Origin of the sequence: Luteimonas sp. 3794 (assembly GCF_031456825.1) — a bacterium.
Taxonomy (GTDB): domain Bacteria; phylum Pseudomonadota; class Gammaproteobacteria; order Xanthomonadales; family Xanthomonadaceae; genus Luteimonas.
On record NZ_JAVDVJ010000005.1, the window covers coordinates 149,617 to 173,622 of the forward strand.

The 24,006-nt window shown below is 67.3% G+C and carries 22 protein-coding genes; 10 read left to right on the forward strand and 12 right to left on the reverse strand.

All coding sequences use genetic code 11. The features are described from left to right. Positions 1 to 17: 17 nt before the first annotated feature. Both J2X52_RS09815 and J2X52_RS09820 read right to left on the reverse strand, forming a co-directional pair. Positions 18 to 1,430 carry a mannose-1-phosphate guanylyltransferase/mannose-6-phosphate isomerase gene (locus J2X52_RS09815; protein ID WP_310152274.1) on the reverse strand — a complete coding sequence of 471 codons (1,413 nt, stop codon included), beginning with the start codon at positions 1,428 to 1,430 and terminating at the stop codon, positions 18 to 20. Positions 1,431 to 1,438: 8 nt separating this feature from the next. After that, on the reverse strand, positions 1,439 to 2,788 hold the full coding sequence (locus tag J2X52_RS09820) for a phosphomannomutase (protein ID WP_310152277.1): 1,350 nt from the start codon (positions 2,786 to 2,788) through the stop codon (positions 1,439 to 1,441). Between the two features lie 136 nt (positions 2,789 to 2,924). On the opposite strand from J2X52_RS09820, the gene J2X52_RS09825 reads away from it, so the two are divergent. After that, entirely contained in the window at positions 2,925 to 3,656 is a 732-nt protein-coding gene (locus J2X52_RS09825; protein ID WP_310152279.1) for a CoA transferase subunit A, read from the forward strand. Beyond that, positions 3,656 to 4,291 (forward strand): CoA transferase subunit B, encoded by a 636-nt coding sequence (locus J2X52_RS09830; protein ID WP_310152282.1) that lies wholly within the window; start codon positions 3,656 to 3,658, stop codon positions 4,289 to 4,291. The genes J2X52_RS09825 and J2X52_RS09830 overlap by 1 nt, the downstream gene beginning before the upstream one ends. Positions 4,292 to 4,297: 6 nt before the next feature. On the opposite strand, the gene J2X52_RS09835 is transcribed toward J2X52_RS09830, so the two are convergent. Beyond that, positions 4,298 to 7,120, reverse strand: a complete 2,823-nt coding sequence (locus J2X52_RS09835; protein ID WP_310152284.1) for a rhamnan synthesis F family protein — start codon at positions 7,118 to 7,120, stop codon at positions 4,298 to 4,300. A gap of 182 nt (positions 7,121 to 7,302) precedes the next feature. On the opposite strand from J2X52_RS09835, the gene J2X52_RS09840 reads away from it, so the two are divergent. Then, complete coding sequence (locus J2X52_RS09840; protein WP_310152287.1) at positions 7,303 to 7,872, forward strand: alpha-ketoglutarate-dependent dioxygenase AlkB; 570 nt, start codon at positions 7,303 to 7,305, stop codon at positions 7,870 to 7,872. Positions 7,873 to 7,983: 111 nt separating this feature from the next. Here J2X52_RS09840 and J2X52_RS09845 read toward each other — a convergent pair whose 3' ends face one another. From J2X52_RS09845 to J2X52_RS09860, 4 genes are all read right to left on the reverse strand, one after another. After that, positions 7,984 to 8,682, reverse strand: coding sequence for an ABC-type transport auxiliary lipoprotein family protein (locus J2X52_RS09845; protein ID WP_310152289.1), 699 nt, complete (start codon positions 8,680 to 8,682; stop codon positions 7,984 to 7,986). After that, complete coding sequence (locus tag J2X52_RS09850; protein ID WP_310152292.1) at positions 8,679 to 9,605, reverse strand: MlaD family protein; 927 nt, start codon at positions 9,603 to 9,605, stop codon at positions 8,679 to 8,681. Before J2X52_RS09850 ends, J2X52_RS09845 begins: the two co-directional genes overlap by 4 nt. Further along, on the reverse strand, positions 9,605 to 10,429 hold the full coding sequence (locus J2X52_RS09855; RefSeq protein ID WP_310152294.1) for an ABC transporter ATP-binding protein: 825 nt from the start codon (positions 10,427 to 10,429) through the stop codon (positions 9,605 to 9,607). The genes J2X52_RS09850 and J2X52_RS09855 overlap by 1 nt, the downstream gene beginning before the upstream one ends. An 81-nt stretch (positions 10,430 to 10,510) precedes the next feature. Next, positions 10,511 to 11,623 (reverse strand): ABC transporter permease, encoded by a 1,113-nt coding sequence (locus J2X52_RS09860; RefSeq protein WP_310152297.1) that lies wholly within the window; start codon positions 11,621 to 11,623, stop codon positions 10,511 to 10,513. 117 nt (positions 11,624 to 11,740) lie between these two features. On the opposite strand from J2X52_RS09860, the gene J2X52_RS09865 reads away from it, so the two are divergent. Next, complete coding sequence (locus J2X52_RS09865; RefSeq protein ID WP_310152300.1) at positions 11,741 to 12,994, forward strand: threonine/serine exporter family protein; 1,254 nt, start codon at positions 11,741 to 11,743, stop codon at positions 12,992 to 12,994. Between the two features lie 72 nt (positions 12,995 to 13,066). On the opposite strand, the gene J2X52_RS09870 is transcribed toward J2X52_RS09865, so the two are convergent. The 3 genes from J2X52_RS09870 to J2X52_RS09880 form a co-directional block, all read right to left on the reverse strand. Then, positions 13,067 to 13,441, reverse strand: coding sequence for an H-NS histone family protein (locus J2X52_RS09870; protein WP_310152302.1), 375 nt, complete (start codon positions 13,439 to 13,441; stop codon positions 13,067 to 13,069). A gap of 179 nt (positions 13,442 to 13,620) precedes the next feature. Beyond that, complete coding sequence (locus J2X52_RS09875) at positions 13,621 to 15,315, reverse strand: proline--tRNA ligase (RefSeq protein ID WP_310152484.1); 1,695 nt, start codon at positions 15,313 to 15,315, stop codon at positions 13,621 to 13,623. Positions 15,316 to 15,569: 254 nt separating this feature from the next. Further along, positions 15,570 to 15,974, reverse strand: coding sequence for a DUF4124 domain-containing protein (locus J2X52_RS09880; protein WP_310152304.1), 405 nt, complete (start codon positions 15,972 to 15,974; stop codon positions 15,570 to 15,572). Positions 15,975 to 16,080: 106 nt separating this feature from the next. Between J2X52_RS09880 and pssA the strand changes: the two genes are divergently transcribed. From pssA to J2X52_RS09900, 4 genes are read left to right on the forward strand one after another with little or no spacing between them, the layout of a single operon-like run. After that, a complete protein-coding gene (gene pssA, locus J2X52_RS09885; RefSeq protein ID WP_310152306.1) occupies positions 16,081 to 16,854 on the forward strand; it encodes a CDP-diacylglycerol--serine O-phosphatidyltransferase in 774 nt (257 codons plus the stop codon). Further along, positions 16,851 to 17,105: a hypothetical protein gene (locus J2X52_RS09890; protein WP_310152309.1), complete on the forward strand. Its 255-nt coding sequence runs from the start codon at positions 16,851 to 16,853 to the stop codon at positions 17,103 to 17,105. The genes pssA and J2X52_RS09890 overlap by 4 nt, the downstream gene beginning before the upstream one ends. 16 nt (positions 17,106 to 17,121) lie before the next feature. After that, positions 17,122 to 17,601: a ribosomal protein S18-alanine N-acetyltransferase gene (gene rimI / locus J2X52_RS09895; RefSeq protein ID WP_310152486.1), complete on the forward strand. Its 480-nt coding sequence runs from the start codon at positions 17,122 to 17,124 to the stop codon at positions 17,599 to 17,601. Between the two features lie 56 nt (positions 17,602 to 17,657). Next, positions 17,658 to 18,452, forward strand: a complete 795-nt coding sequence (locus J2X52_RS09900; protein ID WP_310152311.1) for an NYN domain-containing protein — start codon at positions 17,658 to 17,660, stop codon at positions 18,450 to 18,452. A gap of 21 nt (positions 18,453 to 18,473) precedes the next feature. Here the strand turns inward: J2X52_RS09900 and J2X52_RS09905 are convergent, their stop codons facing one another. Beyond that, a complete protein-coding gene (locus tag J2X52_RS09905; protein ID WP_310152314.1) occupies positions 18,474 to 20,705 on the reverse strand; it encodes a primosomal protein N' in 2,232 nt (743 codons plus the stop codon). Between the two features lie 458 nt (positions 20,706 to 21,163). Here J2X52_RS09905 and J2X52_RS09910 point away from each other — a divergent pair, with 458 nt between their 5' ends. Together J2X52_RS09910 and J2X52_RS09915 are read left to right on the forward strand one after the other, a co-directional pair. After that, positions 21,164 to 22,126: a hypothetical protein gene (locus J2X52_RS09910; RefSeq protein WP_310152317.1), complete on the forward strand. Its 963-nt coding sequence runs from the start codon at positions 21,164 to 21,166 to the stop codon at positions 22,124 to 22,126. Further along, the gene (locus J2X52_RS09915; protein WP_310152320.1) at positions 22,113 to 22,754 is read left to right on the forward strand and encodes a DUF3106 domain-containing protein; all 642 of its coding nucleotides are present in this window, start codon (positions 22,113 to 22,115) and stop codon (positions 22,752 to 22,754) included. Before J2X52_RS09910 ends, J2X52_RS09915 begins: the two co-directional genes overlap by 14 nt. Before the next feature lie 9 nt (positions 22,755 to 22,763). Here J2X52_RS09915 and J2X52_RS09920 read toward each other — a convergent pair whose 3' ends face one another. Then, the gene (locus tag J2X52_RS09920; RefSeq protein ID WP_310152323.1) at positions 22,764 to 23,924 is read right to left on the reverse strand and encodes a DUF3667 domain-containing protein; all 1,161 of its coding nucleotides are present in this window, start codon (positions 23,922 to 23,924) and stop codon (positions 22,764 to 22,766) included. Positions 23,925 to 24,006: the final 82 nt, after the last annotated feature.

The window sequence follows — 24,006 nt, forward strand, 5'->3', positions numbered from 1 at the left end:
GAAACGATTCGCGCCGATCAGGCGCGGCCGTAGGTATCTTCGAAACGCACGATGTCGTCCTCGCCCAGATAGCTGCCAGATTGCACCTCGATCAGTTCCAGCGGCACCTTGCCCGGGTTGCGCAGCCGGTGCGTCACGCCGAGTGGGATATAGGTGCTCTGGTTCTCGCTCAGCAACAGCACGTCGTCGCCTCGCGTGACTTCTGCCGTGCCACTGACGACGATCCAGTGTTCGGCGCGGTGATGGTGCATCTGCAGGCTCAGCACGCCGCCAGGCTTGACCGTGATGCGTTTGACCTGGTGACGCGGACCATGGTCGATCGAGTCGTAGGCGCCCCACGGACGGTAGACCTTGCGATGCCAGGCGGCTTGCGGCAGATCACGTGACTTGAGTTCGGCCACGATGTCCTTGACCTGCTGGATGCGGTCGCTGCGCCCGACGAGGATCGCGTCCGGCGTTTCCACGACGATGGTGTCTTCCAGCCCGATCATCGCAATCAGGCGTTCGCCGTAGGCATAAGTGTTGCGGCAGTCGATCGACACGACCTCACCGTGATGCGCATTGCCTTCGGCGTCCTGCGGCGAGACCTCGCGCAGGCTCGCCCAGGACCCCACATCGCTCCAGCCTGCGTCCAGCGGCATCACCACCGCCGCGTCGGTCTTCTCCATGACTGCGTAGTCGATCGAGTCCGAAGGGCTTGCGGCAAATGCGTCGGCGTCGAGACGGGTGAAGTCGACGTCCTTGCGCGCGGCCGACCACGATGCGCGCACCGCCGCGAGCATCGCCGGTGCATGGCGTTCCAGTTCGGCGAGGTAGACATCGGCGCGGAACAGGAACATGCCGCTGTTCCAGAAATGATCCCCGGATGCGACGTAGGCTTGGGCACGTGCCAGATCCGGCTTCTCGACGAAGGCTTCGACAGGCACAGGTCCGCCACCATTGCCGTTCGCGGCCTTGATGTAGCCGTAGCCGGTTTCCGGCCCGCGCGGCACGACGCCGAATGTCACCAGCTTGCCGGCCTCGGCCGCAGGCAGTGCGGTGCGCACCGCTGCATGAAAGGCCTCCGGCGTCTGCACGACATGATCGGACGGCAACACCAGCAGCACCGCATCCGGCGTCTCACGCAGCGCTTCGAGTGCAGCTGCCGCGATCGCCGGTGCGGTATTACGGGCGACCGGTTCGAGCACGATCGCCGCGGGACGCGCGCCGACCTGCTGCAACTGCTCGGCGACGACGAAGCGATGCGCCTCGTTCGCGACGACGATCGGCCCTGCGCTGTCGGCCAGTGGCGCCGCGCGGAGCCAGGTCGCCTGCAGCATCGTGTCCGTGCCCACCAGAGGCAGGAACTGTTTGGGGTGCATCTCGCGCGACAACGGCCACAGGCGCGTGCCTGAGCCGCCGGAGAGCAGAACCGGGACGATCGTGGACATGACAGGCCTCAGGCGGACAACAGGTCGGACAGTTCGCGCGTGCGGGCTTCGAGCAGTGCTTGGTCCGCACGCGTCTCGATGTTGAGCCGCAGCAGCGGTTCGGTGTTGGAACTGCGCAGGTTGAAGCGCCAGTCGCCGAAGTCGGCGCTGATGCCGTCGGTGCGGTCGATTTCAGGCGACTGCGCTGCGTAATGCGCCATCACGCGATCGACTGCGACTTTCGCGTCCGCGACACGGAAGTTGATCTCGCCGCTGCACGGGAATTTCGCGACGCGTTCCGCCACCAGATCGCCCAGCGAGCGGCCGCTGGTGGAGACGAGTTCGGCGATCAGCAGCCACGGGATCATGCCGGAATCCGCATAGGCGAACTCGCGGAAATAATGATGCGCGCTCATTTCGCCACCGTAGACCGCGTCTTCGGCGCGCATCTTTTCCTTGATGAAGGCGTGGCCGCTCTTGCACAGCACCGGCACGCCGCCGGCGGCCTCGACCTGCTCGACGGTGTTCCAGACCAGGCGCGGATCGTGCACGACCTTGCCACCCGGCTGCTTGGCGAGAATCGCTTCGGCCAGCAGACCGACCAGGTAATAGCCCTCGATGAATTGGCCCGTCTCGTCGAAGAAGAAACAGCGGTCGAAGTCGCCGTCCCAGGCGATGCCGAAGTCGGCACCGTGTTCACGCACCGCATCTGCCGTGGCCTGACGGTTCTCGGTCAACAGGGGGTTGGGAATGCCGTTCGGGAAGTTTCCGTCCGCATCGTGGAATACGCGCACGAACTCGAACGGCAGGTGGGGGCTGAGCAGATCGACGATCGAGCCGGCACCGCCATTGCCGGCGTTGACCACGAGCTTGAGCGGACGCAGCGCCGCGCGATCGACATAGCCGAGCAGGTGGGCGATGTAGGCCGACTTGTCGTGCATGGGTGTTTCATGGCCGGGCGTCGCAACCGGCGCCGGCAGGTTGCCCGCCTCGACCGCATCGGAGATCGCGAACAGGCCGGTGTCCGAACTGATCGGCCGCGCATGCTCGCGCACCAGCTTCATGCCGTTGTAGTCCATCGGATTGTGGCTTGCGGTCACCATCACGCCGCCGGCCGCGCCGAGGTGGTCGACCTGGAAGTAGACCTCTTCCGTGCCGCCGACGCCGATGTCGATGATCTCGCGGCCCTGGCTGCGCAGACCGTCCGCCAGCGCAGCCTGCAGCTCCGGACTGCTCAGACGTACGTCGCGCCCCAGCACGATCGCGCCTGGCGGCAGCTGACCCGCCAATGCGATCCCGATATCACGGGCCAGGCCGGGGTTGAGTTCGTCAGGCACGCGGCCGCGGAGGTCGTAGGCCTTGAAGGCGGGCAGGGGCATCGTCGGTCCATCGGTACGGGGATGGGCCGATTCTAGCGTTTCGACTGGACAGGACCGTTTGCCACTGCACCAAGGTCCAAGGCCGCGCGCCCGCGCAGCCGGTAGAATCGAAGGCCGTTGCGCCATGAGGATCACAATGAGCGAGCAGAGTTCCGCCGCGGATCGACGCGGCAAGCAGTATCCCGATGCCGTGACCGCATTGGCCGACATCGTCGCCGATGGCCAGACCTTCGCCGTCGGCGGCTTCGGCCTGTGCGGAATTCCCGAGGCGTTGATCGCCGCCCTGCGCGATTCCGGCGTCAAGGACATCACCGCGATCTCCAACAACGCAGGCGTCGACGGCTTCGGTCTCGGCCAGCTGCTGGAAACCCGGCAGATCCGCAAGATGATTTCGTCCTACGTGGGCGAGAACAAAGAGTTCGAACGCCAGTATCTCGGCGGTGAACTGGAACTCGAGTTCAACCCGCAAGGCACGCTGGCCGAGCGCCTGCGCGCCGGCGGCGCGGGCATTCCGGCGTTCTTCACCGCGACCGGCTTCGGGACCATCGTCGCCGAGGGCAAGGAGACGCGCGAGTTCGACGGCAAGCATTACGTGCTGGAGACCGCGCTGGTGGCCGACGTCGCGCTGGTGAAGGCGTGGAAGGCCGACAAAGCGGGCAATCTCGTGTTCCGCAAGACCGCGCGCAATTTCAATCCGGCCTGCGCGATGGCCGGCAAGATCTGCGTCGCCGAGGTCGAGGAACTGGTGGAGATCGGCGAGATCGATCCCGACCAGGTGCACCTGCCGGGCATCTACGTGGACCGTATCGTCGTCAACGCGACGCCAGAGAAGCGCATCGAGCAGCGCACCGTGCGAGGAGTGAAGTAATGGCCTGGACACGCGATGAAATGGCCGCGCGCGCGGCGCGCGAATTGACCGACGGCGCCTACGTGAATCTCGGCATCGGCCTGCCGACGCTGGTGGCCAACCACATTCCCGACGGTGTGGACGTATGGCTGCAGAGCGAGAACGGCCTGCTCGGCATCGGCCCGTTTCCAGCCGAGGACGAGGTCGATGCCGATCTTATCAACGCCGGTAAGCAGACCGTCACCGCGCGCAAGGGTGCGAGCTATTTCGGCAGCCATGACTCGTTCGCGATGATCCGCGGCGGGCACATCGACCTGGCGATCCTCGGCGCGATGCAGGTCACCGGCAGCGGCGATCTCGCCAACTGGATGGTGCCCGGCAAGATGGTCAAGGGCATGGGCGGCGCGATGGACCTCGTCGCCGGCGTCAAGCGCGTCGTGGTCCTGATGGAGCACGTCGCGAAAGACGGCAGCCACAAGATCCTGCCCGAGTGCACGCTGCCGCTGACGGGCGTGGGCGTGGTCGACCGGATCATCACGGACCTTGCGGTGTTCGACGTCACGGCGGACGGGCTGGTGCTGGTTGAAACCGCAGATGGTGTGGATGCCGATGCGCTGAAACAGCAGACCGGCGTGACATTCACGGGCGCAGGCTGAGGCGCGTCAGGCGCCTTTGGGCAAAGGGGCGGCGGCGATATGGCCGCGGCCGGTGAACGCGTCGTCGACCCCGACCCTCCTCAGCCAGGGCGCAGCCCAACGGCCGCTCCCGACGCATTCGAGGGGCACCTGCACCGATTCCGGATTGAACACGAGTTCTTGCGACAACGGGCCTGCCATAGACAGGGCCGCATCGATGAAGCGCAGAGCGGCCTTGTGTACGCTATCGATCGTGGCCCATTGGGTCGCATCAATTTCCTGACGCGCGTAAAGGGGGGTGCGCGTCTCGGGCTGAAACCCGGCGAATTGGGCGTGTGAGGCGGTCAGTACGGACTCCAGAAGCAGGTCGTGCGAAAGGACGGTCGAGGGCGCCATGCTGTTCCGACCATCATGGTAGCGCGCGTGCGCCTGGCCCACGTGTTCCAGCCGCGACCGGGCGCGACCGTCCAACGCACAATAGGCCCCGTCTACCGAATGGCCTAACAGGCCCGCGAGATTTCGCTGGATCGTGCCGGCATAGCCGATGTCGACCACCATAGGACGCGCGGTTCCGACCTTTTCCCGCCAGTATTCCTGATAGGTCTCGCGGGTGGACGCAGCTAACTCCAGAAGAGCGTCGACCGCCGGTGTCAGGCGAACCAACACAACAGCATGCATTTCGGGCAGGAATACCGGCTCGTACATTGCCGCTGCCCCCACTGCTGCACTGACTGTGCGGGTGGCCGTTTCGCCCAGCCGTGCGTCGAGCAGATCGCCGAGCGTGCCGTTGAAGGTGCCCTCGAACAATCGATCGATGTCGTCCGCGCTGCGAATCGCCGCGAGACCGGTTGCCTGGCGAGACGCCAGAAAGTAACTGCCGCGGATATCTGGTCGCGTAGATGAAGTCCCTGCAATGACGCGTTCGAAAGCCTGCGAGAGCAGGTGGCCTTCGCGGCTCAGGAACAGCAGGTGCTCCACACCCTGAGCCCGCGCCAGTTGGGCCAGCCAGGTCACGAAGTCGAGCACGAATGGGCCAAGAACCACGTATCCGAAGGTATCTGGCGTGATGGGCAGGCCCTGTCGGAACACGTTAGGTGACACGTCCGCGATGTGGCTGAAATGGTTGGCGATGAGTCCCAGCCTGAGTTGTTCGCACCACGACGCGCCCTGGGCGATGCGTAGCGGGCGAAGCGCTGGCACGACCTCCAGCAGCGCGGATGCGCGCAGCACGTGGACGGGCATCTCCATTCCGTGCGAACGCGGTTGCTGAAGATCAGCGCGCTCATGGTCGCCAATGTGTACACATCTGGATAAAGGCTGCCGTTCCCGCTCTACGAGCATGGGCCATGCATCGCCATCGTATTTGCGGCAGCCGGTCTCGCAGGAGACATACCAGGCTTCAATGGACTGCGAAACCGCTGGCGGAAGAACTTCGCGTAGCGTTGCGGCAGACAGATACATGTCAGACAACACAACCATACGCAGCTTTCGTCTGCGCAGCGGGGCGAGCGCGGCGAGAACACCCGTCCGGGGCTGGAGCAAGCGGCGTTCGGTTTCGAGCTCAAGTGCTTGCAGGTCATCGGCGGGAGCCTTGGCTTCTAGAACCTCGACAGCGGCATAGATTTCGCCGAGGGTGGGGTCCCGACCGGCTTTATGGCGTGCAAGCGCTTCAGCGCGGGCGCGCAGGTTCACGAAATCGGTGACGCCCAAGGTGACCTCGGCCAATCGTGCGAGATAGTGTCGCGCGCCTTCAGGGGTGATGAACGGTCTCTGTACGAGCGTGTCGAAAATGTCTAGTGAGATAAAAGCCGAGTCGATCGTGGCAGCACCGATCCGTTCCTCCAGAGGAGAGGCGAAATAGGTATGCCAGTTGCGCGCGCCTTCGAGAGTCAGTGCAAGGGCCCCGTCCCGCGGGAGCACGCCCGAGAGAAACCCCCCTGCGCGCACCGTCGCGACGAAGAGACGCTCGACAGCATGCTGAAGTGTGCCGTCCAGTTGCCCCTGCTCTTCCGGAAACGCTTCGATCGGCAAGCGCAAGGCGAGCATCGGCCGGATAGCTTCGACTCGCGCCCAGAACATTGAGCCGGCGGGAAAGTCGAGATACGCATCGGGATCGATCGTCACGCCGAGTCTAACGGAAATCGTGCGCGCCGCTGCTACGTTGGCAAGCCAGGTGTGTCCTGACAACGGCACGGTCTCGTGGCTTTCCGGATATATTAGGCCGAGCTTCGGCTCGGCTGCGAACATTCCCAGTTGCCACTCGATCCGCTCCCGACTTCCCATAAGCGCGTCCACGAGATAAGTACGCCATCGGTCCTGCGTACTGCCTGTGTACAGCGACTTCTTCGTGTGCAGGTGCCCGACGACATCAAGTTGCAGGATCTGCTCGCGGAATGTCACGAGGAGCGGAGCGATATCCCGGCCGCGGTTCGGCACCCTTACGATTTCCAGGCGCTGAGCCCCTTCGATGCTTGCGAATGCGGCCCGTACTGTGGCCTCGGCTTTAGGATCAGTCACGGACACCAGCAGCACGAAGGGCAATGGCATTCGCGACAGCGCGACAGCGAATTCGTCGGCGAGATCGGGATAGAACATGTGAACCACCACGCCGACGCGAAGCATATTGCGGTCACTCGCGAAAGGTGGAGGGAAAGGATAGTGGTCTGCCGGCATCAGCGCCGGTGGCATTGTGCGTCCGGCCGACTGTATGCGGGCAAGCACTCCGCCTGGACCCAGCGCCCGCAGCATTTTCCACGTCCTTTCAATGACGCCTGCGATGCCGCGGAGGCCGCCACCACGAACTTCGATGCTGCGGCGTAATGCCCGCAGAAACGCGCTGATGTGACTCATCGCAAACGCGCGTCACGACGACAGCGGACCGAGGCGAGACTCTTGCAGGCGCTGAGACGGGGGGGCGTAGGAAAAATCATGTATGGATTGTGGCGGGTCGCCATGCGGAGCCGCAAATCGATGCGTGGCTGCATCATTCTATATCTATGGTGAGACAGGACGGTGCACACGTATTGGCTGCAATGGATGTCGAATTCGACGCGACCTGGATGTCGGCGCGCCAAGCCGACCTGCTGTTTGCAGGGCTGCTTGCGCAAGTCCCCTGGAGCCGCCACCGCCTGCGCATGTTCGGGCGTGAGATCGACGCGCCGCGGTTGAGCTGCTGGATTGGCGATCCGGACGCGAGCTATCGCTATTCGGGCACGACGTTTGCGCCGCATCCGTGGCCCGAGGCTTTGAGGCCCGTTCGTGAGGCGGTGTCCGCGGCAACGGGCGTGGCCTACAACAGCGTGCTCGCCAATCTCTATCGCGACGGCAATGACGCGATGGGCTGGCACAGCGACGACGAGCGCGAGCTCGGCCCTGAGCCGGTGATCGCGTCATTGAGCCTCGGCGCAACGCGGCGTTTCGTGCTCAAGGCGCGTGCGCCGGATACGGAGGGGCGGTTGGCGCGACATGCGCTGGAACTGCCGCACGGCAGCCTGCTGGTGATGCGTGGTGATACGCAGGCGCGGTTTCGACATGCATTGCCGAGAACTGCGCGGCCGGTGGGGCCGCGGATCAATCTCACATTTCGGCGAATTCTGCGTTGAGGCGCGCTGTCGCATGCGCGCCAAGTGCAGAGTTGCGTCCGCGGTGAGGCCGGGCGGTGCGTCATCCGCATACGCAGTGAAGCGCAACGTCCGCAACCCCGGCGGGGTGCCTCAGCGCCGAGGCGCGGTCGCGCTAGGGGGACGACGGGCGTGCGTCGCCTCGTGCGCGTTGCCGGATTCGAGAATCCAGCCGACCATCTCGCCACCAACCGTTTGCAGCGCGGTCGAAAACGCATCCACGACCTCCGCGACCTCGGTACTCGTTGCAGGTTGCGCTGCGAGGAAGGTGCGCGATCCGACCACGGTCTGGTCGATGTTGTGGATCAGCTTGACATTGGCTTCGATCGTGGCCGCCGGCAATATGTTGCCGTTGTAGTCGGCTTCGAACCTGCGCAGGTCGATGACCAGCTTGTAGTCGGCGGTCATACCCGCGCCCTGACGCGCGACGGCGGCGATATGGCCCGAATCCTCGAGCGCGCGCAACACCGTGTCCTGGAGCATGTCGGTGGGCGTCTTCGACCAGCTGGCGCCGCGATAGACCTGCAGTTCGGCCGGCGTCGGCCGTACGGCGATGCGGAAGCTGTCGATCATCCGCGCCGCGGTGGGCGGGCTCAGCATCAACTGCCAGTCCGCCTGGGGCCAGGCGGGATCGGCCGCCACGCGGGGGTCGGGGGCGTAGATCGTCGCGCGGTCACGGTCACCACCACCGCCCCCCAGCAGCGAACTGCACCCTGCGAGCAGGGCGCCCAGTGCGAGAGCGATGGCGAGCCGGGGCAGGCGGCGTCGCGTGGATGTCGTGAGCGTACTCATTCGGGTTCGAACTCCTTCGGCGCATCGCGACCGAGCAGGTAGCGCGCAGGGTTGGCATCGAGGCGGTCGCTGATCCGGCGCAGGTCGCGGACCAGCGAACGCAGTTCACCGAGGGTCGGTCCGAGCTGCGACAGGCCGTCGTTGGCGAAACTGCTGATCGCCGCGCGGTTCTCGTTGAGGATGGTGTCGGCGCCGCCGGCGGCGGAATCCATGCGCGCCAATGTGCTCTCGAGGCTCGCGACGAGCGTCGGCAGCTTCTGCACCAGTTCGCGGTCGAAATTGGTCATCGCGCGATTCGTGGTGGTCAACGTCTGTTCCAGCTGCTCGCTGGCGGTGCGGGCGTTGATGATGATCGCCGCCAGATCCTCGCGTTGCCCGGCGACCGAGCCGGTCATGCCTTCGATGTTCTCCAGCGTATTGGCGATGCGCGCAACATTTTCTTCGCTGAGCACCTGGTCGAGCCGCTCGACAAGACGGTTCGCGGTGTCGGAGATGTTCTGCAGCGCCGAGGCCTCGGTCTGGATGATCGGCACCCGGTCGCCGTCTTCCGACACCAGCATCGGCGCCTCGGGCGAACCCCCGGTGAGCTGGATGATCGGCGAGCCGGTCAGGCTGGTCATCGACATACGTGCGCGGGTGTCGGTCTTGACCGGCGCATTGGCCTGCACGCGCAGCCGCGCGATGACCTGGCGCGGATCCTGCGGCGCGAGCTGCAGGCTGTCGACCGTGCCGACCGCAATGCCGTTGTACTGCACGCTGCTGCCTTCGGTCAGGCCGGTCACCGGCTCGCGGAAGACGACGTCGAACTCGTTCCAGCTGCGGTCGGACGAGTACTTCGCCGCCCACAGCGCGAAGCCGAGCAGGGCGATCGACGCAATCAGCGTGAAGGCGCCGATGAGGACGTAGTTGGCTCTGGTTTCCATCAATGAGCTCCCGAGGCGTGGGCCTTGGCATCGCGTGCGGCACGGCCGCGCGGGCCGTGGAAATAATCCTGGATCCAGGGGTGATCGACCTGTTCGATCTCCGCCACCGGCGCGACCGCGACCACCTGGCCGTCGGCCAGCACCGCGATGCGGTCGCAGATCGCGTACAGCGTGTCGAGGTCGTGCGTGATCAGAAACACCGTCAGGCCCAGCGCTTCCTGCAATGTCCGGATCAGTCGGTCGAACGCGGCCGCGCCGATCGGATCCAGGCCGGCCGTGGGTTCGTCGAGGAACAGCAGCGGCGGATCGAGCGCCAGCGCCCGCGCTAGGCCCGCGCGCTTGCGCATGCCGCCCGACAGTTCCGCCGGAAGTTTGTCGAGCGCGTTGGCCGGCAGGCCAGACAGCTTGACCTTCAGCAACGCCAGTTCGTAGCGCAGTGAATCACGCAGGTCCGGATGATGTTCCTTCAGCGGCACCTGCACGTTCTCGCCGACGGTCAGCGACGAAAACAGCGCGCCGTCCTGGAACAGGACACCGGTATTGCGCTCGATATGTCGGCGCTCTTCGATATCGCGCGACAGCGCATCGGCGCCCAGCACCTCAATGGCGCCGGCCTGCGGCGGACGCAGACCGAGAATGCTGCGCATCAGCACCGACTTGCCGGTCCCCGAGCCGCCGACCACGCCGAGAATCTCCCCTCGGCGGACGTCGAGATCGAGATTGTCGTGCACGGTCTGCGAACCGAACCGGTTGACCAGGCCACGCACGCGGATGGCGATGTCGCCGTCGGTGTGATTGGTGATTGGTGATTCGGAATTGGACACGGCGTCAGCCTCCCGATCCCCGGGTGGGCTCACGCGCGCCTGCTCTTTCGAATCACCCGTCACGAATCACCTATCACGTCGTCACCAACCCACGTGCATGAACCAGATCGCGGCGAACGCGTCGAACACGATCACCAGCGAAATGGTCTGCACCACGCTCGAGGTGGTGCGTTCGCCGACCGACTGCGCCGTGCCCTTGACCTGCAGGCCTTCCAGGCAGCCGATCAGACCGATCACCAGCGCAAAGATCGGCGCTTTCGACATGCCGACGAAGAAATGCCGGACGTTCATGGTTTCGTACATGCGCGCCATATAGGCCTGCGGTGGAATGTCGAGGCTGAAGGCACCCACGGTCAGGCCGCCGACGAGGCCGGCGATCATCGCCACGAAGGTCAGCAATGGCAGCATCACCATCAACGCAACCACGCGCGGGATCACCAGCAGGTCCACCGGATCGAGCCCGAGGGTGCGGATGGCGTCCACTTCTTCCCGGCTCACCATCGCGCCGATCTGCGCGGTGAACGCGCTGGCGGTACGGCCGGCGAGCAGGATCGCCGTCAGCAGCACGCCGAACTCGCGCAGGAATGCGATCGACACCAGTTCCACGACGAAGATGGTCGCGCCGAATTCCGCGAGCACGGTCGAGCCGAGGAAGGCGATGACTGCGCCCACCAGGAACGACAGCAGCGCGACCAGCGGGACCGCGTCCAGGCCGACCTGCTCCATGTGGTGCACGGTCGAGGTCAGCCGGAAGCGCCGCGGCGATACCAGCAGGCGGCCGAGCTTGAGCAGAGTCTCGCCAAGGAAGCTGACCAGCGCGACGACCTCGCGCCCGTTGTCGTGCATCGTCTCGCCCAGGCGCGCCAGCGCAGCCTGGAAACCGTAGTCCCGCTTCTTCTTCGGACGATCGTCGGCGACATCCTCGATCGCCTCCACCAGCGCATGGTGGTCGTCGCGGAAGCGGAACGTCGCGAAATCGAGGTTGCGCTTGTGGGCGAAGCGCAGCAGTTGCAGCACGCCCACCGAATCCAGCCGCTCGACGCCCGTCGCGTCGACAGGGCCCGCTGGCGCCTCGTGCGCCCGCAGAACGGTTTCGATGTCGCCCGCATGCGCCAGCGTCCACTGACCGCGCAGCCGCAACGACCCACCGTCGCCGGATTCGGCGCTGGGCGTGGCGTGTCGGGGGACGGTCATGCAGGCATCGGTCGGTCGAGGTGCAAACGCCGGTGAGCATACCGAAATCCCGCGTGACGCCGCGCATCACGGTCGCGACGCCTACCGGGCCGCGGTCGCCCGTGCGATCCTGTGCGGATGTCGCGTGCCACCCCGCTCACCACCGCTAGTTACGCCACGCGCATCGCCTTCGTGGTCGAGTTGGCGGAGCATCTGCACGCCTATGGCACCACCGCACAGCGCCTCGAGGGCGCGGTGATCTCGGTGACCCAGCAACTGGGCGTCGACTGCGAGCCCTGGGTGAACCCGACCGGTATGGTGCTGTCCTTCAGCGATCCGCTGCGGCCGCCGGGCGACAGCGACACCACGCGCGTGATCCGCATGTCGCCGGGCGATGTGGATCTCTACAAGCTGTGTGAGACCGACCGGATCGCCGAGCAGGTGATGGCCGGTGAGATGGATCTGGCCGAAGGCTATGCCGCCCTGCGCGCGCTCGACGAACGCCAGCCGCGGGCCTGGGGCAAGGCGCTCCAGGTCATGGGCTTCGCGATGGTGGCGATGGGCGTCGCTGGCTTGTGGCGGTTGCCCTGGGCGGATATCGCCACGGCCGGCACCATCGGCCTGTTGATCGGCCTGCTCGACATGGTCACCCGCGACGGCACCCGGCTGAAGGAGGCGCACGAGGCATTGGCCGGCATGCTGGCCGGGCTGGTGGCGATCCTGGTGTCGGCCTTCATCGCCCCGCTGAATCTCAATACCGTGGTCATCGCGTCGCTGATCGTGATGCTGCCGGGTATGGCGCTGACCAACGCGATCAACGAGCTGACCAGCCAGCATCTGGTGTCGGGCACCGCGCGCTTCGCCGGGGCGATCACGACCGTACTCAAGCTCACCATCGGCACGATCATCGCGCTCACCCTGATGCAGATGCTCGGGGTCACTCCGAATGTACGCGCGCTGCGGCCGCAGCCCGACTGGGTGGAGTGGGCGGCGCTGGCCACCGCGGCCGGTGCGTTTGCGATCCTGTTCCGGGCCGGACGCCGCGATGTGTTGCTGGTGATGGGCGCCGCCGCCTCGGGCTATCTCATCTCACGCTGGGTCGGCGCGGCGCTGGGTCCAAACATTGGTTTGTTCGTTGCTGCGCTGGTGACCACCGCCGCGGGCAACGGCTACGCGCGCTGGGCCAATCGCCCCGGCGCGGTGATCCGCGTGCCTGGTCTGATCATGCTGGTGCCCGGCAGCAACAGCCTGCGCGGGCTGATGAATCTGGTGCAGCAGCAGGACATGGCTGCAGGCCAGGAAGCGGCGCTGGTGGTGATGAACATCGTGCTGGCACTGATTGCCGGGCTGTTGTTCGGCAACGTCGTGCTGCCCGCGCGCAAGAACCTCTGACGCCGCATACGAAAACGCCCTCCATGCGGAGGGCGTCGTCGAAGCGGTGCTGCGCGTTCTGCGCCGCCGCAATCACTTCTGGATCAGGAACTCTTCCAGCTTGCGGCCCTTCTTGGTGTGCGCGGCCAGCCACAGCGGCTGCTTGCCACGACCGGTCCAGGTTTCGTTCTTGTTCGCCGGGTTGCGGTACTTCGGCGCCACCTTGCCGAGCTTGCGGCCCTTGGTCGCGCTCTTGCGCGTCGCCGGGGCTGCGGCCGGTGTCGCGCGCGGCGTGCTGCCACCGAACAGCTCGGCGATGCTGTAACCCTCGGCCGCGGCCATGTCGGTCAGCTTCTTGCGCACGGCCGTCAGCGGCTTGCGCTTTTTGAGCGTGGTCTTGCGCTCTTTGGCCTGGGTGATCAGCGCATCGAGCTGCTGGGGGGAAAACGCATTGAGGTCAAACGCCATTCGAGTCGGCTCCGGCTGATTATTGGGAATACCAGTCCATTGGCATGGGCCGCATCTTAATCCGGTTTATCCCCGGCGGACAAATAACGACCGCGCGGGCACGTCACCTGCGCGGGCAGGCGGCGTGAAGGATCCGGATTATCCGGCGGTAAATACCGCCGGTTTCGCGCTGGAAATTCTCAGTCGCGCAGACGTGAAAACAGCGCCTCGCGGTCGAGATTCTCGGCTTCGCTGGCGTTGCGCGCGCGATATTCGAACGCGCCCGATTCCAGCCCGCGCGCCGACACCACGACGCGGTGGGGAATGCCGATCAGCTCGATGTCGCCGAACATCATCCCCGGGCGCAGACCCCGGTCGTCGAGCACGGTGTCGAAACCGGCTGCGTTGAGTTCGCGATAGAGCGCATCCGCAGCCTCGGCCACGTGGGCCTCGTTCTTCGGGTTGATCACGCACACCGCCACCTGCCACGGCGCCATCGCGACCGGCCACAGGATGCCGTTGGCGTCGTGGTTCTGTTCGATCGCCGCGGCGACGATGCGCGACACGCCGATGCCGTAGCAGCCCATGAAGGGCACGGTCGCCTTGCCGTTGGCGTCGAGCACCTTGAAATTCATGGCCTCGGCATATTTGCGGCCGAGCTGGAACACATGGCCGACCTCGATACCGCGCGCGATTTTCAGTTCGCCGCCGTCTTCGGCGCGGTCGCCTGCAACGACGTCGCGGATGTCGGCGATGACATCGGGCTCGGGTAGATCGCGGCCCCAGTTGACGCCGGCGATATGGAAGCCGGTTTCATTGGCGCCGACGACAAAATTGGCCAGGGCGGCGACTTCCAGATCGGCGACGACGCGGATTGGCCCGGACGCACCGATCGGGCCGAGGAAGCCCGGTGTTGCGCCGAGGTGCGCGGCGATTTCCGCATCCGTCGCCATCCGGTGATCGGCAAGGCCTTCGATCTTGGCCAGCTTGATCGTATTGACCGCGTGGTCGCCGCGCACCAGCGCCAGCACGAAAGTCTCGCCGGCCATCAGCGCAATGGATTTGGCGGTGCGCGCGAGCGGCATGCCGAGCAGCTCGGCGACAGCTTCGCAGGTCTTCTGCGTCGGCGTGTCGACCTTGCGCATCTCTTCCGACGCCGCCGGACGTGGCGCGGGTGCGGCCGCGCGCGCGGCTTCGACATTCGCGGCGTAGTCGGACCCGGTCGAGAACACCAGCGCGTCTTCGCCCGAGTCGGCGATCACGTGGAATTCCTGCGAGGCGTCACCGCCGATCGCGCCCGAATCGGCCTGCACCGAGCGGAACTCCAGCCCCAGACGGGTGAAGATGCGCGTGTAGGCCGCATGCATGGTCTGGTACGAAGCGGCCATGCCGGCCTCGTCGATGTCGAACGAGTACGCGTCCTTCATCAGGAATTCGCGTGCGCGCATCACGCCGAAGCGCGGGCGGATCTCGTCACGGAACTTGGTCTGGATCTGGTAGAAATTCACCGGCAACTGCTTGTAGCTGGCCAGTTCGCTGCGCGCGAAATCGGTGATCACTTCCTCGTGCGTCGGGCCGAAGCAGTACCAGCTCTCCTTGCGGTCCTGCATCTTGAGCAACTGGCCGCCGAACTTCTCCCAGCGGCCGGTTTCCTCCCACAACTCACGCGGCTGCACGGCCGGCATCAGCAATTCGATCGCGCCGGCGGCGTTCATTTCTTCGCGCACGACGCCCTCCACCTTGCGCAGCACCCGCAGGCCTAACGGCGACCAGGTGTAGAGACCGGCGCCCAGCTTGCGCAGCATGCCGGCCTTGAGCATCAGCTTGTGGCTGGTCACCTCGGCATCGGCGGGGGTTTCTTTCTCGGTGCGGAGATGGAACTGCGACAGGCGCATCGGCGGCTTCTGGCTGGTGAAGAAGGGGGCGTATTGTGCCACGCGCGCTTCTGCGTCCCGGTCCGCCGAGGCGCCATGAGGTCTGAGCTCTCAGCGTCACTCCCGCCTGATATTCGCCGGCAACCGTCCCCGCTCAGCTTCTGTAGGAGCGCGCTTGCGCGCGATCGGGCGTCTACTGCGAATGCCTCGATCGCGCGCAAGCGCGCTCCTACAGAAATTCCCGGCGCCGTTGGGACGCCAAGGCGTGCCGAAATCTAGCGGCAGTAGGCGCGGACCGCGGCTTCCGATAGCGCGAGCTGGTCGGCACGCTCGTTGCTGCCCAGTTCCCGTGGCGTTCCGTCGGCGTCGACCTGCTGCACCGCGCCGTCGCCCCTGAGCGCGGCGACGTTGCTCCGGGCGAGTTCGCACTGTGTGCTGTCGCCGGTTTTCGCGGTCGCCGCCGGTGCTGCAGGCGTGGTCGTTGCCGGCGCCGGCGTGGCCTGGGTGGACGCGGCAGGATTGCCCTGCATGCTGCGCACCTCGAACCGGGTGCCCGCCGGGGGCGGCGTTTGCGAATAATGGGTGACGCCGCGCGCGTCCTTCCAGCTGTAGACCTCGCTGGCGGCCAGTGGCGCGGCGGCCAGGAGCAGTGCAAGGGCGGTCACGAAGGTGCGGCGCATGGCGGTCCCCGGCAGGTGCTCGAATGTGGCGGCGATTGCAGCACTCCCGGACCGCAGGCGCAACCGGCCCGCCGGCCGGCCCGATGCAGGCGCTACACTGGCCCGCATGAGCGAACCCGACCCGACCCCGCGCCGCGGCCGCGGCATCTACCTGCTGCCGAACCTGTTCACGACCGGTGGTCTATTCGCGGGATTCTTCGCGATCATCGCCGCGTCGCAGGGGCGCTTCAGCGCCGCCTGCATCGCGATCTTCGTCGCGGCAGTACTCGACGGCATCGACGGCCGGGTCGCACGCCTGACCAATACCCAGAGCGAGTTCGGCGTGCAGTACGACTCGCTGGCCGATCTGATCAGCTTCGGGCTGGCGCCGGCGCTGGTGATGTACCACTGGTCGCTGATGGCGATGCGCCTCGACGGCACCACGCTCGGCAAGATCGGCTGGCTCGGTGCGTTTCTCTACGCCGCCTGCGCGGCGCTGCGTCTGGCGCGCTTCAACAGCCAGGTGGCCACGGTCGACAAGCGCTATTTCGTTGGCCTGGCGAGTCCGGCCGCGGCGGGCCTGATGGCGAGTTTCGTCTGGACCTGCCACGAACTCAATTTCACCGGCGACGCGCTGCGCTACCTGGCGCTCGCGGTCACCGTGGTCTGCGGTCTGCTGATGGTCAGCCGGATCCGCTACACCAGTTTCAAGGGCAGCGGCACCGGGCCGAAGGCCGATCGCGTGCCGTTCGTCGCGCTGGTCGTCGCGGTCGGCCTGCTGATCGCGATGTGGGTGGATCCGCCCAAGACGCTGTTGATCGCCGCCGTGCTGTACGCATTGTCGGGTCCGGGTCTGTGGGTGTGGCGCCGCCGCCGCGGAGGCGCGGAGGCCGCGTCGTGAGCTGGGACGCGCTGCAGATCGCGGCGCTCGATGCGCTGGGACACGACCGCTACCGCGTGCAGGTGCCGGGCCAGGTATTGCCGGACGATCCGCTGGTCGACCCGCTGCTGCGCGCCGCCGGCCTGCATCGCGATGGCGAAGGCGCGTTCGCATTCGTGCGCAGTCTCGGCGCGCTGTCAGAGCTGCGTTCGGCGTCGGCCAAGCGCGCCCTGTGGCCGCGCCTGCGCAAGCTGCGCCGCCATGGCGGCTGAGCCCGACACGCAGGCGATGCAAGAAGACGCGGCTGCGGCGCGCGACTGGGCGCTGCGTCCGATGCGCGCGGCCGATGTCGACGCGATCATGGAGATCGAACTGCGCGCGTATCCGTTTCCGTGGACGCGCGGCATTTTCGACGATTGCCTGCGCGCGGCGTATCCGGCGTGGGTGCTGCATGTCGATCGGCGCCTCGCCGGTTACGGTGTATTGAGCGTTGCCGCCGGCGAAGCGCACGTGCTCAATGTCTGCGTCGATCCCGCGCTGCAGGGCCGCGGCTACGGGCGTCGGCTGTTCCGCGCGCTGGTCGATCTGGCCCAGCAGCACGGCGCGCAGCGGGTATTTCTCGAAGTGCGGCCGTCGAATCCCAGTGCGGTTGCGCTCTATCACGACGAAGGCTTCAACGAGATCGGCCGGCGGCCGCGTTATTACCCGGCGCACAACGGCCGCGAGGACGCGATCGTCATGGCCCGCGAACTGTTCGGCGCGGACTGAACCCCGCTGCCACGTTGCATCCGGCGCGCGCTGCGCGCCCTGACCGGAGAATCGCCATGGGCGAACACACCCGCATCGACAACGAGAAACGCATCGCGCTGCTGATCGATGCCGACAACGCGCCGGCGGCGAAGATCGACGTGATCCTGGCCGAAGTCGCGCGCCACGGCGTCGCCAACGTGCGCCGCGCCTACGGCAACTGGAAAAGCCAGCACCTGGTCGGGTGGGAGAAAGTGCTGCACGAATATGCGATCCGTCCGATCCAGCAGTTCGCCTACAGCACCGGCAAGAATGCGTCCGACATGGCGATGGTCATCGACGCGATGGACCTGATGTACGCGCGCAATCTCGACGGCTTTGCGATCGTGTCCAGCGATGCGGATTTCACCCCGCTGGTGATGCGGCTGCGCAACGACGGCTACGCGGTCTATGGCTTCGGCCAGGAGAAAACGCCGACGCCGTTCGTCAAGGCATGCTCGACGTTCCTGTATCTGGAAAAACTCCGCGCGGCCGACGAGGTCGACAGCGGCGGCACGACCAAGCCGCGGACGGGGCGCGAACTGCAGGCCGATCGCGAACTCGTGCAATTGCTGCGTAACGCAGTGTCGGCGGGCGCCGACGATGCCGGCTGGTCGCATCTGGGCGAGGTCGGCAGTCACGTGCGCAACCAGGGCTCGTTCGACGCGCGCAACTACGGCTATCGCAATCTCAGTGCGCTGATCGATGCGACCGGTCTGTTCGAAGTGCGCCGGGTCGGGCAGGCGGTCGAGATCCGCGAGGCGCCGAAAAAGCCGGCCGCGAAACAGGCCTCGCGCGCACGCGGTCGTCGCAAACCTGCGGCGACCGACTGACCCATTCGCGCGACGGTCGACTCAGTAGAGATCGACCGGATCCACATCCAGCGACCAGCGCGCACGGCGCGCTTCCGGCAGCGCGTGGATCAACGGCAGGGCTGCATCGAGAATCGCGTGCAGGCGCGGACGCTGGTCGCTGGCGATCAGCAATTGCGCGCGATACACGCCGGCGCGGCGCGGCATCGGTGCGACCACCGGGCCGTCGAGCAGCAGCGTCGGCATGCCGGCGGCGTCGCGTCCGGCATGGGGCGCGAGCACGCGGCGCGCAGCCTGCAGGAAGGCCATCGGTGGCTCGGCCTGTTGAGACTCGGCGCGCAGCAGCGCGAGCGGTGCGAACGGCGGAAAGCCGGCGGCTTCGCGCTGCATCAGTTCCTCGGCGGCGAAGGCGTGGTAGCCACCCTGGATCAACGTGAGCAGCAGCGGATGCTCGGGGTGATGGGTCTGCAGCAGCACTTGACCGGCTTTCTCCGCGCGGCCGGCGCGGCCGGCGACCTGGATCAGCAGTTGCGCGAGTTTTTCGCCGGCGCGGAAGTCGGCCGAGAACAGGCCCTCGTCGATGCCGACCACGCAGACCAGGGTGAGATTCGGCAGATCGTGGCCTTTGGCCAGCATCTGGGTGCCGATCAGGATGCCGGGCTGACTGCCGAGTTCACCCAGCAGGCCTTCGAGCGCATCGCGGCGGCGGGTGCTGCCGCGGTCGATGCGCAGTACCGGCACATCGGCAAAGCGTGCGGCCAGCAGCTCTTCGATACGTTCGGTGCCCACGCCCTGCGGCTGCAGGCCGAGACTCGCGCAATCCGGACACGCCGGCGGCGCGCTCGCGCGATGGCCGCAGTGGTGGCATTGCAGGCGCCGGCCACCAGCGTGCACGGTCATCGGATGCGGACGATCGGGTGTGCTGCAGCGCGGGCAATGCGCGCTCCAGCCGCAGTCGTGACACAGCAGCACCGGTGCGTAGCCGCGGCGGTTCTTGAACACCAGCACCTGTCCACCGGCGGCGAGCGCGGCGGAGATCGCGGCGAACATCTCCGGTGACAGGCCGGCCTCGAGCGGGCGTTTGCGCACATCGAGCACGCGCACCGTCGGCGGCTTCGCCGCGCCCGCGCGATGGGTCAGGCGCAGATGCGCGTAGCGGCCGGAAACGGCATTCTGCAGCGATTCCAGCGACGGCGTCGCGCTGCCGAGCAGCACCGGCACGTCGAGCGCCTTGGCGCGCACCAGCGCGAAATCGCGCGCGTGGTAGCGGATGCCGTCCTGCTGCTTGTAGCTGCCATCGTGTTCCTCGTCGACGACGACGAGGCCGGCATCGGGCAGCGGCACGAAGACGGCCGACCGGGTACCGACGACGACGCGCGCCTCGCCACGCGCCGCCGCCGCCCAGACCCGCGCGCGTTCGCCATCGCCCAGGCCTGAATGCAGCGCGTGGACGGGGACGCCGAGGCGGGCGCGGAAGCGCGCAAGCGTCTGCGGGGTCAGGCCGATCTCCGGCACCAGCACCAGCGCCTGGCGCCCGCGGGCGAGACAGTCGGCGATCGCCTGCAGATAGACCTCGGTCTTGCCGCTGCCGGTGACGCCGTCGAGCAGCAACGCGGCGAAACCGGTGCAGGCGGCGACGGCATCGACCGCCTGCTGCTGTTCGTCGTGCAGCGCGGGACCGGGCTGCGGCGTGGGCGCCAGCTGCGACGCCGGCACCGCGAAGCGTTCGGCCAGCCCGCGACCGGCCAGCGTGCGCGCGGCGGTGCGCCAGCCGTCCATCGCCAGATCCAGCGCGTCCTCGTCGCGCGGGGTCGGCGCGAGCAGGGCCGCCAAGCGCTGGGGGCGGCCACCGGCCTTCAGTCCGGACAGCGCGGTCTGGCCGGCTTCGGTCAGCCGCCAGGCCCAGGCGTGGGTGTCGGGCAGGGCTTCGCCACGGCGCAGGGCGGCGGGCAACGCCGTCGCCAGCACCTCGCCGAGCGGCGCGTGGGTGTAACGCGCCAGCCAGCGCAGCGACGCGGCGAGTTCGCCGTGGAGCAGCGGGGCGTCGTCGAGCCATTCGAGAGTGGTGCGCAGCGTCTGCGACGGGTCGTCCGGCGGCCCCACGCCGGTGACCACGCCGATCAGTTCGCGCGGGCCGAACGGGACCCGCACCCGCCGGCCGACATCCTCGGCGCGTGGGGGCGCCGGACCAGGCGCGAGATAGTCGAACAGACGCGGCAGGGGCAGCGGCAGGGCGACCTGAAGAACGGTGGGGACGGGATCCGGCGTGCGCACCGGCAAAGTCTATCGGGTCGCCGGCGGCGCTTGCGCATTTGCGCGCGTAACCTCGCTTCGAATGCACGATGTGTCTGCAAGTGCCCGGAATAAAAGGGATTGCGGCTTATCCACACAGCCTGTGGATAAGCCTGTGCATACAGTTCCAGGAATACGACGTTATGCGGTATTCAGTGGGGTAAAGGATCTGTTGGACAAAAAAGTGCCATACATGCGAAATGCTTTTAAATCAGTGGCTTGGCCGTGAAACATTGTTGTCATGCAGCATCGGGGTGCACGGATCTTCAGCTGGATGACGATCCTGTGAGCCCTGTGAACAACCTTCGGCGCGCCTGACAGCCTGTGGAGCGTTTTCCGTGCGGTCTGTCAAGAGTGGGGCGCGGATGGGGGATGGCTATGATGCGCGGTCGCACACGTCGGCCCCGATGACCACATCTCCCCAGTCAGCGCCTGCCACCATGTCCTCCGCCGTCGCCGCGTTCCTGCGTGGGGTGGAGCGGCGCGCCGCCGCGTTCGCGCAATGGCAGTGCGGCGACATCGACACCGGCGACGCTGCACTGGCCGCGGCCATGACCGATTTCGGCCAGCTGGCGACCAATACCCCGTTCTCCGATTGGCCGCGCCGGTTCTGGGCGCAGCTGCTGGCATCGCCCGCGCTGCGCGCCCCGGGGGTGTTGCCCGAGGATGCCGACGGGCTGCCTGCGCTGGCAGGACTGTCCGGCGGGCCGCGGGTGACGGTGCTGCTGCGGATGGTGGCCGGCCTGCCCGAGCACGAGGCGGCCGCGGTGCTGGGCGTGACGCGGGCGACCTATCGTCTCGGTCTGCAGCGGGCACTGCCCCACCGTGAGGACGGCAGTCCTGATCCCGACGCCTGGCGCCGGATCGCCGACGCCGCGCAGCTGGCCATCCGCGCCCTGCCGCCCGATCGGCTTGCGCGCCTGGCCGGCCTGCGTGAAGCCGCACTGCGCGGCCAGGTACCGCCCCTGCGCCGGTTTCCGCTGCAGCGCGCAGTGGCCCCAGCCGTGCCGCCCGAAACCCTGCCCCCCGCGGCCCGGACCCATGCCCGCTGGCTGTGGCCGGCGCAGGCCCTCGTGCTGCTCGCGATGCTCGCCGCGCTGGCCTGGACCTGGCGCGATGCCTGGCCGCGTGGCGGCCTCGCGGACGATGCGACCATCCGGATCGAAGCCCTGCCCGATGCACAGGCACCCGCGGCGACCTACGACGCGGAGGTCGGGCTGCTCACCGCGCCCGATCTCGAATTGCTGATCGAGGCAGACACTGCCGTCTGGCGTGAGGACCCCGCGTTCTACGCCTGGCTGTCCACGCAGATCGACACCCCCGCCGACGACACCCGCGATGCCCATCTCGATGACGCGCCGGATGTTGCCGACGGCATGGAGACCACCGATGCGGATCTCTGAGCGTCTCCGGCGTCGCGGTGGTGTCGCGTTGCTGTTGCTGGCCGCGCCGCTGGCGCAGGCCGCGCTGCCCGCCGGGCTGCAGGCGCAGAGCCTGCCCGCCGCAGAACGCGCCCGGCTTGAAGCCCGGGTCGCGCGCCTGGCGCAGATGACGCCCGCCGAGCACGCAACGCTGCAGGCACGGCTGGCGGCCTGGCAGGCCCTGCCGGCCGGCGAGCGTGCGCGCCGGCGGATCGCGTATCAGGCAGTCGAGGCCCTGCCGCATGCCGAGCGCATGCAGCTGCAACGCGCGGCGGCCCACTTCGACACGCTGCCCGAGCCCGAGCAGCGCGCGTTGCGGCTGGCCTTCGAACAACTCGATCAGAGCCTGCGGCGTGGCTGGCTGCTCGGCCCGGTGCTGGGCGCCGACTGGCCCCGACTGCACCCGCTGTTCTCGGCCATGCCCGAAGACCAGCGCGGTCCGGCGTTGCTGGCCCTGCGCGCGACCTCGGCGCAGGCGCGCGACGACCTTGCCGCACTGGCCCAGCGCACCCCCCCGCACGAGCGCGACGCGTTGCGCGCCGAATGGCTCGCGGTGCCGGCCGACACGCGGGATGCATGGCTGCGCGCGCGGGTGTCGGGCACGCGCTGACGCGAACGGCTACAACGCGTACAGCGCGTAGCCCGCCATCGGAATCGCGACGCTGAGGAACAGCGCGAAATACGCCATGCCGATGATCGCGAACTTGACCAGCGTCCACGTCCATGACTGGCCGTAGACGCGTTTCTGCATCAGCAGCAGATAGACCGGCATCGCCCACAGCAGCAGGGTCTGCAGCCATCCGACAATGCCCGCCGCCCACGCCGCGTGGGCCGTCAGCCAGGGCGTTGCGAGTGCGCCGCAGAACACCAGCAGCAGGCCCAGCATCAGCGCTGCATGGCTGTAGAGGCCGACGACCACGTGCTCGAGATACAGCCGGCCCTGGAACAGGTAGAGCAGCTTCAGCAGCACCGCGAACAGCGGCACCAGGATGAACAGCGCGGTCGGTGCGACGCCCAGCACGGCGCGCACATAGAGCTGCGGATCGTCGCGCAGGCGCATGACGTTGCGCTCGATGCGTTCGCCGATCGGGCCGCCGATGGTCGGTGGGCCGGATGACGGAATGTCGAAGTCGTCAGGCGCGGGGGATGCGGCGGGCTGCGCGTCGCCGGTCGACGCGGCGTCGTCGGGCACCGCATCGGCGGTGGCGGGCGTTGCGCCGTCGGGCGCGAGCGCCGCGATCCGCGTCTCCGCCTGTGCACGCACCTGCGCCGCGGCGATGTCCAGCTGCGGCCCGACCCCCGGTAGCGCGCCCACGGTGCGCCGGGTCTCGGCGATACCGGCCAGCGCGTCGTCGCGCATCGCACGCGCCTCGTCGACGGTCTTGGCCTGCGAGAACTCGGTCGCCACATCGTCGGTGCGTACCGCCTGGCCAGGCTGGAGATCCTGCATCGCGTCCTGGACGACGAACTTCGCGACGAAGAACGTCAGCAGGGTCAGGATCACGAACAGCCGCATCGGCGCGACGTAGCGCACGCGATGGCCGGCGAGGTACCGGTTGGCGATGCGGCCGGGCACGAACAGGTCGCGCACGGTGCGGAAGATGCGGCCGTCGAGATGCCAGAACGATTCGAAGACTTCCTCCACTGCGTGGGCGACATGGCGCACCGGGCTGTGCGTGGACTGACCACAGGCATGGCAGAAGTCGCCCTGCAGTGGCGTGCCGCAGTTTTCACAGCCGGGCGGATGGAGGGTGTCGGACGACAGGACAGCGTGGGACATGCGCGGGCGGATTCCTGGCAAGGTCGCGGCGGCGCGGCCGCGGACACGGAAACGGGAGGGAGGTGGGCGGCCGCGCGTGTCG